The sequence below is a fragment of the Paraburkholderia edwinii genome, from assembly GCF_019428685.1.
Lineage (GTDB): Bacteria > Pseudomonadota > Gammaproteobacteria > Burkholderiales > Burkholderiaceae > Paraburkholderia > Paraburkholderia edwinii.
In genome coordinates this window covers 3690582-3704452 of record NZ_CP080095.1, presented here as the reverse complement: position 1 = coordinate 3704452, position 13871 = coordinate 3690582, and the positions used below count along the sequence as shown (strand labels likewise).

Annotated in this window: 14 protein-coding genes; 12 read left to right on the top strand and 2 right to left on the bottom strand. The window is 63.7% G+C overall.

The window, feature by feature from the left end; all coding sequences use genetic code 11:
* The first annotated feature begins 107 nt into the window (after positions 1–107).
* Both groES and groL read left to right on the top strand, forming a co-directional pair.
* Positions 108–398, top strand: a complete 291-nt coding sequence (gene groES / locus KZJ38_RS16360) for a co-chaperone GroES (protein ID WP_219797207.1) — start codon at positions 108–110, stop codon at positions 396–398.
* 45 nt (positions 399–443) lie between these two features.
* A complete protein-coding gene (gene groL / locus KZJ38_RS16355; RefSeq protein ID WP_219797205.1) occupies positions 444–2084 on the top strand; it encodes a chaperonin GroEL in 1641 nt (546 codons plus the stop codon).
* Positions 2085–2290: 206 nt separating this feature from the next.
* Here groL and KZJ38_RS16350 read toward each other — a convergent pair whose 3' ends face one another.
* Positions 2291–3151 (bottom strand): hydroxymethylpyrimidine/phosphomethylpyrimidine kinase, encoded by an 861-nt coding sequence (locus KZJ38_RS16350; protein WP_219797204.1) that lies wholly within the window; start codon positions 3149–3151, stop codon positions 2291–2293.
* Between the two features lie 253 nt (positions 3152–3404).
* On the opposite strand from KZJ38_RS16350, the gene KZJ38_RS16345 reads away from it, so the two are divergent.
* The 9 genes from KZJ38_RS16345 to KZJ38_RS16305 all read left to right on the top strand — a co-directional run bounded on the left by KZJ38_RS16345 (position 3405) and on the right by KZJ38_RS16305 (position 11597).
* Positions 3405–3575: a rubredoxin gene (locus KZJ38_RS16345; protein WP_075156409.1), complete on the top strand. Its 171-nt coding sequence runs from the start codon at positions 3405–3407 to the stop codon at positions 3573–3575.
* 424 nt (positions 3576–3999) lie between these two features.
* A complete protein-coding gene (locus KZJ38_RS16340; protein ID WP_219797202.1) occupies positions 4000–5559 on the top strand; it encodes a FimL-related protein in 1560 nt (519 codons plus the stop codon).
* A 276-nt stretch (positions 5560–5835) separates the two neighbouring features.
* Positions 5836–6414 (top strand): YqgE/AlgH family protein, encoded by a 579-nt coding sequence (locus KZJ38_RS16335; RefSeq protein WP_219797201.1) that lies wholly within the window; start codon positions 5836–5838, stop codon positions 6412–6414.
* A complete protein-coding gene (gene ruvX, locus KZJ38_RS16330) occupies positions 6411–6893 on the top strand; it encodes a Holliday junction resolvase RuvX (protein WP_219797199.1) in 483 nt (160 codons plus the stop codon). Before KZJ38_RS16335 ends, ruvX begins: the two co-directional genes overlap by 4 nt.
* Positions 6886–7431, top strand: coding sequence for a bifunctional pyr operon transcriptional regulator/uracil phosphoribosyltransferase PyrR (pyrR, locus tag KZJ38_RS16325; protein ID WP_219797197.1), 546 nt, complete (start codon positions 6886–6888; stop codon positions 7429–7431). Before ruvX ends, pyrR begins: the two co-directional genes overlap by 8 nt.
* Before the next feature lie 59 nt (positions 7432–7490).
* Entirely contained in the window at positions 7491–8534 is a 1044-nt protein-coding gene (locus KZJ38_RS16320) for an aspartate carbamoyltransferase catalytic subunit (protein ID WP_219797196.1), read from the top strand.
* Between the two features lie 139 nt (positions 8535–8673).
* Complete coding sequence (locus tag KZJ38_RS16315; RefSeq protein WP_219797194.1) at positions 8674–9951, top strand: dihydroorotase; 1278 nt, start codon at positions 8674–8676, stop codon at positions 9949–9951.
* Between the two features lie 33 nt (positions 9952–9984).
* Positions 9985–10833 carry a lysophospholipid acyltransferase family protein gene (locus KZJ38_RS16310; RefSeq protein ID WP_219797193.1) on the top strand — a complete coding sequence of 283 codons (849 nt, stop codon included), beginning with the start codon at positions 9985–9987 and terminating at the stop codon, positions 10831–10833.
* 137 nt (positions 10834–10970) lie between these two features.
* Positions 10971–11597 (top strand): phosphatase PAP2 family protein, encoded by a 627-nt coding sequence (locus tag KZJ38_RS16305; RefSeq protein ID WP_219797191.1) that lies wholly within the window; start codon positions 10971–10973, stop codon positions 11595–11597.
* A 67-nt stretch (positions 11598–11664) separates the two neighbouring features.
* Here the strand turns inward: KZJ38_RS16305 and KZJ38_RS16300 are convergent, their stop codons facing one another.
* Complete coding sequence (locus KZJ38_RS16300; RefSeq protein WP_219797189.1) at positions 11665–12519, bottom strand: symmetrical bis(5'-nucleosyl)-tetraphosphatase; 855 nt, start codon at positions 12517–12519, stop codon at positions 11665–11667.
* A 279-nt stretch (positions 12520–12798) separates the two neighbouring features.
* On the opposite strand from KZJ38_RS16300, the gene rfbB reads away from it, so the two are divergent.
* Positions 12799–13863: a dTDP-glucose 4,6-dehydratase gene (rfbB, locus tag KZJ38_RS16295; protein WP_219797187.1), complete on the top strand. Its 1065-nt coding sequence runs from the start codon at positions 12799–12801 to the stop codon at positions 13861–13863.
* The last annotated feature ends 8 nt before the right edge of the window (positions 13864–13871 follow it).

Below are 13871 nucleotides of genomic sequence, written 5' to 3'. Positions count from 1 at the left end.
ATATAATTAGCACTCGTCGCACCCGAGTGCTAACAATTTCTCCGGCCGGGCTCTCCGGCCGGGTTTGTCCTCAGCGTTCTTCAGTCTCAACCAAGAGAGGAGTATGTATGAACCTTCGTCCTTTGCATGATCGCGTGATCGTCAAGCGTCTTGACCAGGAAACCAAGACTGCTTCGGGCATCGTGATCCCCGACGCCGCAGCGGAAAAGCCGGATCAAGGCGAAATTCTGGCCGTCGGCCCGGGCAAGCGTGACGACAAGGGCAGCCTGATCCAGCTCGATGTGAAGGTCGGCGACCGCGTCTTGTTCGGCAAGTACGCTGGCCAGACCGTCAAGGTCGATGGTCAGGAACTGCTGGTGATGCGCGAAGAAGACATCATGGCTGTGGTGAACAAGTAAGTTCAACGTCCCCAGTTCATTCAAAAGCATTCAAGGAGTTAGAAGATGGCAGCTAAAGACGTCGTATTCGGCGATTCCGCCCGCTCGAAGATGGTCGAAGGCGTGAACATTCTCGCCAACGCAGTGAAGGTCACGCTGGGTCCGAAGGGCCGCAACGTCGTGCTCGAGCGCAGCTTCGGCGGCCCGACCGTCACCAAGGACGGTGTCTCGGTCGCGAAGGAAATCGAACTGAAAGACAAGCTCCAGAACATGGGCGCGCAAATGGTCAAGGAAGTCGCTTCCAAGACCAGCGACAACGCCGGCGACGGTACCACCACGGCTACCGTGCTCGCACAGTCGATCGTTCGCGAAGGCATGAAGTACGTCGCGTCGGGCATGAACCCGATGGATCTGAAGCGTGGTATCGACAAAGCTGTCACGGCCGCAATCGAAGAACTGCGCAAGATCAGCAAGCCGTGCACGACGAACAAGGAAATCGCGCAAGTCGGCGCGATCTCGGCGAACAGCGATTCGTCGATCGGCGATCGTATCGCTGAAGCAATGGACAAGGTCGGCAAGGAAGGCGTGATTACCGTCGAAGACGGCAAGTCGCTGCAAGACGAACTCGACGTCGTCGAAGGTATGCAGTTCGACCGCGGCTACCTGTCGCCGTACTTCATCAACAACCCGGACAAGCAAGTCGCCGTTCTGGACAACCCGTTCGTTCTGCTGCACGACAAGAAAGTCTCGAACATCCGCGATCTGCTGCCGGTACTCGAGCAAGTCGCAAAGGCTGGCCGCCCGCTGCTGATCATCGCTGAAGATGTCGAAGGCGAAGCGCTCGCTACGCTCGTCGTCAACAACATCCGCGGCATTCTGAAGACCGTTGCCGTCAAGGCGCCGGGCTTCGGCGACCGTCGCAAGGCAATGCTCGAAGACATCGCGATCCTGACCGGTGGCCAGGTCATCGCTGAAGAAACGGGTCTGTCGCTCGAGAAGGCTACGCTGGCCGAACTGGGCCAGGCGAAGCGCATCGAAGTGGGCAAGGAAAACACGACGATCATCGACGGCGCTGGCGAAGCTGGCAGCATCGAAGGGCGCGTGAAGCAAGTGCGCGCACAGATCGAAGAAGCGACGTCGGACTACGATCGTGAAAAGCTGCAGGAGCGCGTGGCCAAGCTGGCCGGCGGCGTGGCAGTGATCAAGGTTGGCGCTGCGACCGAAGTCGAAATGAAGGAAAAGAAGGCACGTGTCGAAGACGCACTGCACGCTACGCGCGCAGCCGTTGAAGAAGGCATCGTGGCCGGCGGCGGCGTTGCGCTGATCCGCGCTCGCGCGGCTATCTCGGGCGTGAAGGGCGACAACGCCGATCAGGACGCAGGTATCAAGATCGTGCTGCGCGCGATGGAAGAGCCGCTGCGCCAGATCGTCACGAACGGCGGCGAAGAAGCGAGCGTCGTGGTGGCAGCGGTTGCCGGCGGCAAGGGCAACTACGGCTACAACGCAGCGACCGGCGAGTATGTCGACATGGTCGAAGCCGGCGTGGTGGACCCGACGAAGGTGACGCGCACGGCGCTGCAAAACGCAGCTTCGGTCGCTGGCCTGCTGTTGACCACGGACGCAGCCGTGTGCGAACTGCCGAAGGAAGACGCTCCGATGCCTGGCGGTATGCCCGGCGGCATGGGCGGCATGGGCATGGACATGTAATTCGACGTCAAGTCGAAGCACATGTTCGGGGCGCGTTGAGAGGCGCGTTCCCGCTCAAAAAGAAAACCCGCAGCGTTTGAACTGACCCCGGGAAGTTGAGCAATCACGGTGCGGGTTTTTTTATGCGTGTGCGGATCGCGCGTTGACTGCTAACCGACAATTCGGACTCGGACAGGCCGCGTCAAAAACGTGCGGCCTATGTCCAATCAATGCCGCGCCTCTCCCGGCGCGTCGCTCTTCCCGCTCGCAGTGGGCGCATCTTCGTCGGTTTCCCTTGCCCAGAAAAACCGGTCGGGCAAGTACGCGCCCATCCCGGGCCGAAACGCGTTCAGCATCGCCTGGAACATATACTCCTGCGCCTCGCGCACCGCTTCCGCCGGTTCCTGGCCATTCGCCAGCAATGCCGCGATCGCCGCGCCGAGCGTATCGGTGATACCGGTCACGCGTTGAGCACCGCGATCCCACAAGTCCTGCCGCAACTGGCCTTCCTCGCAGTAAAGCGTATTGACGAGCCGGTGCGTGCCCGTCTCCATCGACAGAATGTATTCACAACCTTGTGACAGCAGATGCGAGACGGCTGCGTCGAGCGTCGGCGCCTCCGCGTCGCCGTCCGGCTGCGCGAGTGCGAGCAGTGCCGCGTGGTCGGCGACGAGCAGCGTGGTTTGCGGTGCGAGCAGATCGGCTATCGCTTCGCGCAATTCGTCGGCGGCGAGCACATGTTCGTCATCGAGCGTGAAATCGGGCGCGAGAATCAGCGGGACGTCGTCATAGTCGGCGACCACTTCGGCAATTGCGCTCACCACTTCGGCGCGGGTGGCCGCGCCGACCTTGAAGGCGGCGATCGGCATGTCTTCGAGCAGCATGCGCGCCTGTGTTGCGACGGTCTCCGGGTCCAGCGCGGTCACTTCGTCGCAACTCGCCGAGTCGCGCACGGTATAACCGGTGAGGACCGTGACGCCGTGGCAGCCCATGCTGGCGAGCGTCATCAGGTCCGCTTGCAGCCCGGAGGCGCCGGTGGGGTCGGAAAGGCCGAAGGTCAGAACGATCGGAGGGGTGTCGCTGGGCATGAAAAGTGGCGCGAAATAAGTGATGCGGATAAGTGGGGCAACGGGGACGCAGATGAGGACGCAAATGCGCGGGCCGGCTCAATTATGCGGCTTTCTCCTGCGGCGAGGCGGTTTTTCACACGGGGGCACCTCGGTACGCCGTATGACAGGTTTGCTGCAGCGCAGGATCGTTGGTTCCTTCTGCTAGGCATGGGGGCGGCAACACGGTACCATCATGGCTCCCGTTTTAACGGACTTTTCGACGCGCAAAAGAATGGAATATAGAAGCTGGATGTGCCTGATCTGCGGCTGGATCTACGAGGAAGAAGCCGGCTTGCCGGACGAAGGTATCGCGCCGGGTACGCGCTGGGAGGATGTGCCGATCAACTGGACCTGCCCCGAGTGCGGGGCGCGCAAGGAAGACTTCGAAATGGTCCAGATCTGACCGGACCGCCGGTCGGTTCTGCGACCGGCTTTGCGCTTTTTGCGCGCCTTTGCGCCTGATGCCGGGGCTTGTTTTCGCGTTGGTCTTTACGCTTTTTCACGACCTGATTTCGCGCCGGTTCCCCTATTTTTCCACGCTCGGCGCCTTAATGGATGCTCGATATTTGCGCATTGTGGCGGGCGTATGGGGATGCGTGGCGTGCCTCAATGGAACCGCGCGCCGTGCGCGCATGTGACGGTCGACGCGATGCAGGCATAGCGGCAGCGCGATGTCAGGGCGCACGCGGTGGCCTGTCGGGTGTGCCTGGTTGTACCCGGTTGCGCCTGGTTGTACCCGCTACCGGTCATACCCGGCGCGCCACGGCTAGTCGTCATCCCGGTTCTAGCGTCGGTTTCGGTCTGTCGGCGTTTCTGCACACGTGCCCATGACACCTTCATCCGCTCCCGGCAGTACCCTCGAAGCCTTGCCTAATCCCCGCGGCGGCGCCGTGCGCGGGGCCGAACGCGCGCTCGCCGAAGCGATTTCCGCACACGATGGGCATCGCGACGCCGCGTTGCATGTTCTGCATGCCGCGCACGCGCTTCGCGAAGCGGGATGGTTCGCGGCCCATCGTTTCGCGGACGCGCTGGTCCTCGTATCGCCGCTCGCCTTCGACGCAGCCGACCATGGTCAAGGCCAACGCCACGCAGCAGACCATTCGACGCCTTCCGGCCACCCCGCCGCCCATACGGCCCGCGCCCATCCCGTGGAAAACCCGGTGCGCGAAGTCTTCGGTTCGGCACTGCACGCCTTCGCGGCGGCGCTTGGCCGGCGCAATCTGCGGGAGCTCGCGTGTTCGCCGTCGCTTTACGCGCACTATCGTTCGCTGTCGGCTCTGATTGCGCAGCACACGCCGGGGTTCAAGGTCAATTTCGAAGATATCGCGCTTGCGGGCCGGCCGGTCCCGCCCGCAACCTTGCATGCCCAGCCTGCGCAACGGCTTGCGCATCTGCGCGCCCGCTACGAGCAGGCGTTGCTGCCGGTTCTGCGCGCGCAAACCGGTGAGGGCACGATGTCAGCGGCGACGCTGGTGGTCGAGGCGGCGCTCGATGAACTCGAAACCTGCATGGCCCAACTCGCCGGCCCCGATCCGTACGATTTCTGGCGGCTTGCCGCCGGTTGCGCCCGCGCGCTGCGCGTGAGCGGTCACTTATCAGGCGACGCCGATGCGCGGCGCTTCTTCGCGCGGTGCAACCTCGCGCTCGCCGACCAGGCGCGCGGCATCGAATATGCGCCGCGTTCGCTCGTGCGCGCGACGCTCGCGTTGTTGTGGCGCGACTATGCGCTCTTCGGCGCGGCCGCCGAAGATACCGAACCCGTCGAACTGCTGCGCGACTACGGGCTGACCGTGGTGTGGCACGTGGCAAGCACGCTGGCCTCGGAGGCGCTGTGGGAAGCAGGCGCTGCCGAAGTCGCGGGGACGGCGGAAGCGCCGGCGGCTCAGCCCGGGCATCGGCCCACCTCATCAGACGCGCTTACCCGCGACCTCGGCCCGCTCACGCTCCACGCCAACGCATACGAAGATTTTCTACAAACTGCCGATGCGTCGATCGCGGCTCTCTCGGAACACGCGCGCGCTGCCGATAACCCGCAAAAGGCCGACTCGAGCGAGGCATTGCAAGCGGGGGACGCTGCGTACCGGCTCGGTGCATCGGCGAGCGCGCTCGGGCTCGGCCATGTCGCGTTGCTGTCCGACGCGCTCGGTCTCGCGTGGCGCCGGCGTGCGCATGCCGCGGCGGCGATGCCCGAGGGCCGAACGCCGGCGCATATCGAAGCGCCCGACGCTGCGGTGCTCGAGCAGGCCGCGCTTGCACTACGTGCAATGCTGCACCAGATCGCGGCAGGTGTTGCGCCGCCGCAAGCGAGCACGGCGGGGGGCACTACGGGAAGCACCGCGCTCGTGGCCTTGACCCGCGCGATCGAACTGGGCAGTACGCCGACGTGAAATGAGGCCGAACTGAGTCGGAACCGAGTGGGAACCAAGTCGCCACTAAGCGCGAAACCAACCTGCATCGGGCGAGGACCGAGCACGAACCCAACGTGAACTACCGCGCACATCGCGTGTGGCGCGCTGCCGGGCCCGGTTGGCGAGCCGTAAGTGCGTGTTAGAGTGCAGCTATGATCCGCCGTCCGTGGGGCGCGGCCGAACGCGTTGCGCGTCGCATGACGCGCGGTGCACATGCGGTCTGCACTTCCACTCGTCTTTGCTAGAATTTGACCTATGTCCAAGAGTTCCGATCGCATCAATCTCACCAACCAGTTCCTGATCGCCATGCCCAACATGGCAGATCCGACTTTTTCAGGAACGGTGGTCTATCTTTGCGATCACAGCGAGCGCGGCGCACTCGGCCTTGTCATCAACCGGCCGACCGATATCGACCTTGAAGCGCTCTTCAATCGCATCGATCTGAAGCTCGAAATCGAACCCCTGCTGCATGTCCCCGTCTACTTCGGCGGCCCGGTGCAAACCGAGCGCGGCTTCGTGCTGCATGACGCGGGGCAGGGCAGTTCGTACACATCGTCGATGCAAGTGCCCGGCGGCCTCGAAATGACCACATCGAAAGACGTGCTCGAAGCGGTCGCGAACGGCAAGGGACCCGAGCGCTTCCTGCTCACACTCGGCCATGCCGGCTGGGGCGCGGGCCAGCTCGAGGAAGAAATCTCGAAGAACGGCTGGCTCACGGTCGAGGCCGACCCGAAGATCGTCTTCGACGTGCCCGCCGAAGACCGACTCGAAGCGGCGCTCGCGCTGCTCGGTGTGACGCTGTCGATGCTCTCCGGCGAAGCGGGTCACGCATGACCGGTGCGCCCGGACGTGAAGCGACGCTGCTTGCGTTCGATTATGGCGAGAAACGCATCGGCGTCGCTGTCGGCAATTCCCTGACGAAAAGCGCGCGGCCGCTCGTGGTCGTGCAGAACCGCAATCGCGACTATCGCTTTGCCGAACTCGGCAAGCTGATCGGCGAGTGGCGGCCCGATGCGCTCGTCGTCGGCCTGCCGATGCATCCCGACGGCACGCCCCACGCCATGACCCAGCAGGCCAAGCGCTTCGGCAATCAGCTGAACGGCCGCTTCAATCTGCCGGTTAGCTGGGTGGACGAGCGCTACTCGTCGGTGCAGGCGGAAGCCAGCGTGCGCAGCGGTACCGCGCGCGCCGATCTGCTCGATGCCGAAGCCGCCTGCATCATCCTTCAACAGTACTTCGAAGAAACCGGCATGCGCGGCGAACCACGCAGCGAATCGCCCGGCAACCCAGACGGCGAAACAGGCAATGAGTGACAACACAAGCGCTATCGATGCGGAGCGGCTTTATCGCGCCGTCCTCGAACAGATCCGCGCGGCTTATCGCGATGCGTTTCTGCGTCCCGACGAGCCCGGCGGTGCGGTGCTCGCCGGCATTTATAGCGGCGGCGCGTGGCTGGCCGAGCGGCTTGCGCGCGATCTGAACGTGCCGGACTTCGGCGTGGTCAACGTCGCGCTGCATCGCGACGACTATGCGAAAAAGGGCTTGCATACGCAGGCGAGCCCGACGTCATTGCCCTTCGATGTGAACAAGCATCGCATTCTGCTGGTCGACGACGTGCTGTACACGGGCCGCACGATTCGCGCGGCGCTCAACGAACTGTACGACTACGGCCGGCCCGCGGCGGTCGAGCTTGCGGTGCTCGCCGACCGCGGCGGACGCGAGCTGCCGGTGGCGGCGACTTTTGTCGGTGGCACGGTCGATGTGCCGGCCGATGCGATGCTCGTGCTCGCGCGCCATGGCGAAGCCGAGGCGCAGCATTTCACGTTTCATACCGAAGCGCGCGCGGACTGAGCGCAGACCCTACTGCAGCATATACATGCACGCGCGACGACGTTCGATTCAGGACCACGATGAACAAGCCTAACCCGGTCTCCCAAAATCCGACCCAGGATTCAACGCAGCGCGCCGCCGAAGCGCGGCACTTTCGCTACGGTTTCCTGAAGGGTAATCCGCAGCTCACGAAGAACGGCGAGCTCAAGCATCTGCTGACGATCGAAGGCCTGCCGCGCGCGATCGTCACACACATTCTCGATACGGCCGAGCAGTTCGTCAGCGTCACGGACCGCGAGGTGAAGAAGGTGCCGCTGCTGCGCGGCAAGTCGGTATTCAATCTGTTCTTCGAGAACTCGACGCGCACGCGCACCACGTTCGAGATTGCGGCGAAGCGCCTGTCGGCCGATGTGATCAATCTGAACATCAACGCATCGTCGACAAGCAAGGGCGAATCGCTGCTCGACACGATCAACAACCTGTCCGCGATGCATGCGGATATGTTTGTCGTGCGGCATGCATCGAGCGGCGCGCCGTATCTGATCGCCGAGCATTGCGCGCCGCACGTGCACGTGATCAACGCCGGCGACGGGCGCCATGCGCACCCGACGCAAGGCCTGCTCGACATGTACACGATCCGCCATTACAAGCGCGATTTCACGAATCTGCGCGTGGCGATTGTGGGCGACATTCTGCATTCGCGCGTCGCGCGCTCCGACATTCACGCGCTGACCACACTTGGTGTGCCCGAGGTGCGCGCGATCGGCCCGCGCACGCTGCTGCCGGGCGGGCTCGAGCAGATGGGCGTGCGCGTGTTCCACAACCTCGACGAAGGCCTCAAGGACGTCGACGTGATCATCATGCTGCGTCTGCAGAACGAGCGCATGAGCGGCGCGCTGCTGCCTTCGGCGCAGGAGTACTTCAAGAGCTGGGGCTTGACGCCCGAGCGTCTCGCGCTCGCGAAGCCCGATGCAATCGTGATGCACCCGGGGCCGATGAATCGCGGCGTCGAGATCGACTCGCAGGTTGCGGATGGGCCGCAATCGGTCATTCTGAATCAGGTGACGTTCGGCATCGCGGTGCGGATGGCGGTGATGGGCATCGTCGCCGGAAACCACGACTGAGGGCGGTGCGCGGCTGCGGCCACCGGCTGCAACAACTGCTTGCACGCGCAACCATCGGGCAACACCGCACCAAGCATCGAACGTCGAACACGAGCATCGCCAAAGACAACACACAAGTCACGCACAAGAAGGCAGCACCATGAAGATTCACATTCAGGGCGGCACGCTGATCGATCCGGTAGCGGGCACCGAACAGCAGCAGGACGTGTTTATCGCGGCCGGCAAGATCGTCGCGCTCGGCCGCGCACCGGAAGAATTTCACGCGGCGAAGACGATCGACGCGCGCGGCCTGATCGTCGCGCCCGGTCTCGTCGACCTGGCCGCGCGCCTGCGCGAACCGGGCTATGAGCACAAGGCGACGCTCGAATCCGAAATGGCCGCCGCGCTCGCGGGCGGCGTGACGACGCTCGTGTGCCCGCCTGACACGGACCCGGTGCTCGACGAACCGGGCCTTGTCGAAATGCTGAAGTTTCGCGCGCGCAATCTGAACCAGGCGCATGTGTATCCGCTCGGCGCGCTGACCGTCGGCCTCAAGGGGCAGGTGATCACCGAGATGGTCGAACTGACGGAAGCGGGCTGCATCGGCTTTTCGCAGGCCGATGTGCCGGTCGTCGACACGCAGGTGCTGCTGCGCGCGCTGCAGTATGCGAGCACATACGGCTTTACTGTGTGGCTGCGCCCGCAGGACGCATATCTCGCGCAGGGCGGCGTCGCCGCGAGCGGTCCGCTGGCGTCGCGGCTCGGTTTGTCCGGCGTGCCGGTGTCGGCGGAAACGATCGCGCTGCATACGATCTTCGAGCTCGTGCGCGTGACGGGCGCGCGCGTGCATCTGTCGCATCTGTCGTCGGCGGCCGGCATCGCGCTGATGCGCGCGGCCAAAGCCGAAGGTTTACCGGTTACCTGCGATGTGACGATCAACCACGTGCATCTGATCGACGTCGATATCGGTTACTTCGACGCGCAGTTCCGTCTCGATCCGCCGCTGCGCTCGCAGCGCGATCGCGAGGCGATTCGCGCGGGCCTCGTCGACGGCACGATCGATGCGATCTGCTCGGACCACACGCCCGTCGACGACGACGAAAAGCTGCTGCCGTTTGCCGAAGCGACGCCGGGCGCGACCGGCCTCGAGCTGCTGCTGTCGCTGACAGTCAAGTGGGCCGACGAAACAGGTGTGCCGCTCGTGAAGGCGCTCAACTGCATCACCGCGGCGCCGGCCGGCGTATTGAAACTCGCCGCGGGCCGCATCGAAACGGGCGCGGTTGCGGACCTGTGCGTCTTCGAGCGCAATGGGCACTGGCGCATCGAACCGCGCGCGCTGAAGAGCCAGGGGCATAACACACCGTTTCTCGGTTACGAACTGCCGGCGCGCGTACGGGCAACCGTCGTGTCCGGACAGGTTGCGTTCGAACAGCGCTAACACCAATCCGAAGCTGCGCACGGAACACTCACGATGAAGCTCGCGCTCCGCAAGACACGACTCGTTATTCACCTGCTGTATGGCATGTGGGTGGTCGCCACACGCTTTTCGCGCGTCACGCCGCACCAGCGCTTCGAACTGAACCGCGCATGGTCGCGGCGCTTCCTGCAGCTCGCGGGCATGCGCCTCGTCGTGCACAACGACGAAGCGCGGATGGACGAAGGCGCGCTGGTCGTCAGCAACCATATTTCGTGGATCGACATCTATGTGATCAACGCGTGGCGGCCGACACGTTTCGTCTCGAAGGCGGAAGTACGCAAGTGGCCCGTGGTGGGCTGGCTCGCGTTCAAGCTCGATACGGTGTTCCTGCAACGCGAGAAGCGCAGCGACGCGAAGCGGATCATGCACGAGCTCGCCGGGCATCTGATTGCCGGCGATGCGATCTGTGTGTTCCCCGAAGGAACGACGAGCGACGGGCGCGAACTGCTGCCGTTCCATGCGAACCTGTTTCAGGCGGCCGTGTCCGCATCGCGACCGGTGCAGCCGATCTGCATTTACTACGAAGACGCGCACGGTAACCAGTCGACGGCGCCGTCGTACATCGACGATATGTCGCTCGGCGAATCGATGCATGCGCTGCTGTGCGGCGCGCCGTTGACGGCGCACGTCTACGTTTGCGATCCGCTTGCGCCGGGCGCGGAACGGCGCGTGCTGGCGGCCGAGGCGCAGGCCGCGGTGGAAGGAGCGCTTGAGCGTCTGCGGCCGGGGGGCTCGCGTGCGCGCGAGGCGGCGCGCATGCAGCCCTCACAGCCACAGGCAGCGAACGACGACCTGCCGCATCCCGGCGATACGCCGACCCCTAACGGGCCGCTCGCGCAGTAAAAGCGTCTTCGTCAAGATCGCGCGCGGCAATATCTACGTGCATGGAGCGCGGTTGCGAGAACGAACGTCTCGCCACCACCCGTGTCTCATCGTACAGATTGAGATAGCCGCGCCCCCCGGTCGAGTACACTGCTTCGATGCTTAACGATCCCGATTTCTTCCTCTGGAATTTTTTTGCCAGCATTGGCGATGCGGCATTCACGCTGCCGATCGCGCTCGTCTGTGCGATCTGGCTGTGGTTCACGGCGCGCCGGCAAGCCGCGCGCTGGATCGTGCTGCTGGGCATCGGCATGGCGGCGGTCGGCGCGACGAAGATTCTCTATGCGGGTTGCGGCATTGAAATTCCGTCGCTGAATTTCCGCGTGATCAGCGGACATACCACGCTATCGACCACGGTCTGGACTGTCGCAATGGCGCTGTTGTGCCGGTGCGCAGGCGTCCGCGCGCGCTATGGCGTGATGCTCGGACTGCTGATCGGTGTATTGACCGCCGTTGCACGCGTATTCGACGACGCGCATTCGGTTACCGAAGTGATTGCGGGTTGGGTGGTCGGCGGCACGCTGGCGGTGCTGTTCGTGCGCAACTTTGTGCACTCGGGCGTGAGGCTCGTCAAGCCGCGCTATGCGGCGTTGGGACTGTTGCTGGTGGCGTCTGTCGCATATGGGCGGCATGCGCCGATTCAGCAGATGATCGAACAGTATTCGCCGGGGGTATGCGCGAAGTTTTTTCCGAACCTCGTCGATGAGATGAAGCAAAAGCTGTAGCGCGTATTCGTATGTTTTCGCGTGGTTTCGCGCGTTTTCGAGACGTCGATTCGCGTCGGTCCGATGCTTATTCGACGTCAGCGGAAGCGCGACAGCCTGAGCAATCCATCTGCGTCACCGTGCGTCCTGCCGGTTCGCGCGTAAGCCTTACCGCGGAAAGCTGGTTGCCCCACACGCAGCCCGAATCGAGCCCGATCACGTTGTCGCGTACCAGCAGGCCGAGCGCGGCCCAATGGCCGAATACGACCGTGACGTCGGCCGTGCGCCGCGACGGCACATCGAACCACGGCATAAAGCCCGACGGCGCCGAACCGAGGCCGCCGCTCGACGTGAAATCCATTGCGCCGTCCGCGTTGCAAAAGCGCATGCGCGTGAGCGCGGTGCAGGTCACGCGCAGACGGTCGATGCCCTTGAGGCTCGGCTTCCAGCGGTTCGGCTCGTTGCCGTAGAGGCCTGCGAGCGTTTCTTTCCAGTTCGGCCCGCGCAGCGCGCGCTGCAGTTCGTCCGCGAGTTCGAGCGTAAGCGTCGTGTCCCATTGCGGCGGCACGCCGGCATGCACGAGCAGCATGCCTTCGTCGAAATGCGCGATCGGACGATGGCGGACCCAGTCGAGCAGGTCTTTTGCATCGGGCGCCGACAGGATGTCATCGAGCGTGTCGCCTTTCTTCGACTTGCGGATGCCTGCCGAGACCGACAGCAGATGCAGGTCGTGATTGCCGAGCACGGTGACCGCGCGGTCGCCGAGCGCGATCAGTTCGCGCAGTGTTGCGAGCGAGCCGGGACCGCGGTTGACGATGTCGCCCGCGAACCACAGCGGCGTGTCGTCCGACGGCGCGGCTTTCGCGAGCAGGCGCCGGAATTCGTTATGGCAGCCTTGCAGGTCGCCGAAGGCGAGGGGAGCGGGCCTCGTGGAAGTGGTCATTTCGAGTGTGTTGGTGAGCGTCCCGGCAGTGATAAAACAACCGGCGGCACGATCGTTCGGGCATCGGCGTCGACTGCACAATATCGCGTGACATAATAGCTGGTTTTACGGGGGCGCTATAAGCCGATGCATGAAGTTGGCCAATTCGACCGCTAAATAGGCGGCTCAGTGGTCAGCGATATAAATAGCGCCACAGCCAGACACGTCGTCGGGAAGCAGACCCGCGTGCCGCGCGTTCCATTTATTGAACAGCGCGTGCCGTGATAAAGAGGAAATAGCATGATCATCGTGACCGGCGGGGCGGGCTTTATCGGCGCCAATTTCGTGCTGGACTGGCTGCGCGAAAGCGACGAGCCGATCGTCAACGTCGACAAGCTGACGTACGCGGGCAACGCAGAAACGCTTGCGCCGCTGTCGGGCGATGCACGGCATATTTTCTGTCAGGCCGATATCTGCGACCGCGCGGCAATCGACGCGCTGTTCGGCGCCCATCGGCCGCGCGCGATTCTGCATTTCGCGGCGGAGAGTCACGTCGACCGGTCGATCAACGCGCCCGATGAGTTCGTGCAAACGAACGTGGTCGGTACCTTCACGCTGCTCGAAGCCGCGCGCGCGTACTGGAGCGGACTTGCCGGCGACGAGAAAGCCGCGTTCCGCTTCCTGCATGTCTCGACCGACGAAGTGTTCGGTTCGCTCAACCCGACCGATCCGGCTTTCAACGAGCAAACGCCGTACGCGCCGAACAGCCCGTATTCGGCGAGCAAGGCGGCCTCCGATCATTTCGTACGCGCGTACCACCACACATACGGTCTTCCGACGCTTACTACGAACTGCTCGAACAACTACGGTCCGTATCAGTTTCCCGAGAAGCTGATTCCGCTCACGATCATCAACGCGCTCGCCGGCAAGAAGCTGCCCGTGTATGGCGACGGCAAGAACGTGCGCGACTGGCTCTACGTCACCGATCATTGCGCGGCGATTCGCACCGTGCTGCAACGAGGCGTGCCGGGCGGGACATACAACATCGGCGGATGGAACGAGCAGGCGAATATTGACGTCGTGCATACGCTGTGCCGTACGCTCGACGCGTTGCGGCCGTCGGCGTGGGGTGCGTCGTACGCGGCGCAGATCGAATTCGTGAAGGACCGGCCGGGCCACGATCGCCGATATGCGATCGACGCGACGCTGATCGAGCGCGAACTCGGCTGGCGTCCCGCCGAGACGTTCGATACGGGCATCCGCAAAACCGTGCTCTGGTATCTCGAGCATCCGGAGTGGATTGCCGGTGTCACGAGCGGCAGTTATCGTCACTGGATGGAAACGCACTACGCGGGCAGCGTATAAAAAGGAAG

What these genes read in the sequence shown, in the direction of transcription:
- KZJ38_RS16335 (WP_219797201.1), top strand. Translation starts at nt 5,836, where the DNA reads ATGTCCAAGAGTTCCGATCGCATCAATCTCACCAACCAGTTCCTGATC.
- groES (WP_219797207.1), top strand. Translation starts at nt 108, where the DNA reads ATGAACCTTCGTCCTTTGCATGATCGCGTGATCGTCAAGCGTCTTGAC.
- KZJ38_RS16350 (WP_219797204.1), bottom strand. Translation starts at nt 3,151, where the DNA reads ATGCCCAGCGACACCCCTCCGATCGTTCTGACCTTCGGCCTTTCCGAC.
- KZJ38_RS16345 (WP_075156409.1), top strand. Translation starts at nt 3,405, where the DNA reads ATGGAATATAGAAGCTGGATGTGCCTGATCTGCGGCTGGATCTACGAG.
- pyrR (WP_219797197.1), top strand. Translation starts at nt 6,886, where the DNA reads ATGAGTGACAACACAAGCGCTATCGATGCGGAGCGGCTTTATCGCGCC.
- KZJ38_RS16340 (WP_219797202.1), top strand. Translation starts at nt 4,000, where the DNA reads ATGACACCTTCATCCGCTCCCGGCAGTACCCTCGAAGCCTTGCCTAAT.
- groL (WP_219797205.1), top strand. Translation starts at nt 444, where the DNA reads ATGGCAGCTAAAGACGTCGTATTCGGCGATTCCGCCCGCTCGAAGATG.
- KZJ38_RS16315 (WP_219797194.1), top strand. Translation starts at nt 8,674, where the DNA reads ATGAAGATTCACATTCAGGGCGGCACGCTGATCGATCCGGTAGCGGGC.
- KZJ38_RS16305 (WP_219797191.1), top strand. Translation starts at nt 10,971, where the DNA reads ATGCTTAACGATCCCGATTTCTTCCTCTGGAATTTTTTTGCCAGCATT.
- KZJ38_RS16320 (WP_219797196.1), top strand. Translation starts at nt 7,491, where the DNA reads ATGAACAAGCCTAACCCGGTCTCCCAAAATCCGACCCAGGATTCAACG.
- KZJ38_RS16310 (WP_219797193.1), top strand. Translation starts at nt 9,985, where the DNA reads ATGAAGCTCGCGCTCCGCAAGACACGACTCGTTATTCACCTGCTGTAT.
- ruvX (WP_219797199.1), top strand. Translation starts at nt 6,411, where the DNA reads ATGACCGGTGCGCCCGGACGTGAAGCGACGCTGCTTGCGTTCGATTAT.
- rfbB (WP_219797187.1), top strand. Translation starts at nt 12,799, where the DNA reads ATGATCATCGTGACCGGCGGGGCGGGCTTTATCGGCGCCAATTTCGTG.
- KZJ38_RS16300 (WP_219797189.1), bottom strand. Translation starts at nt 12,519, where the DNA reads ATGACCACTTCCACGAGGCCCGCTCCCCTCGCCTTCGGCGACCTGCAA.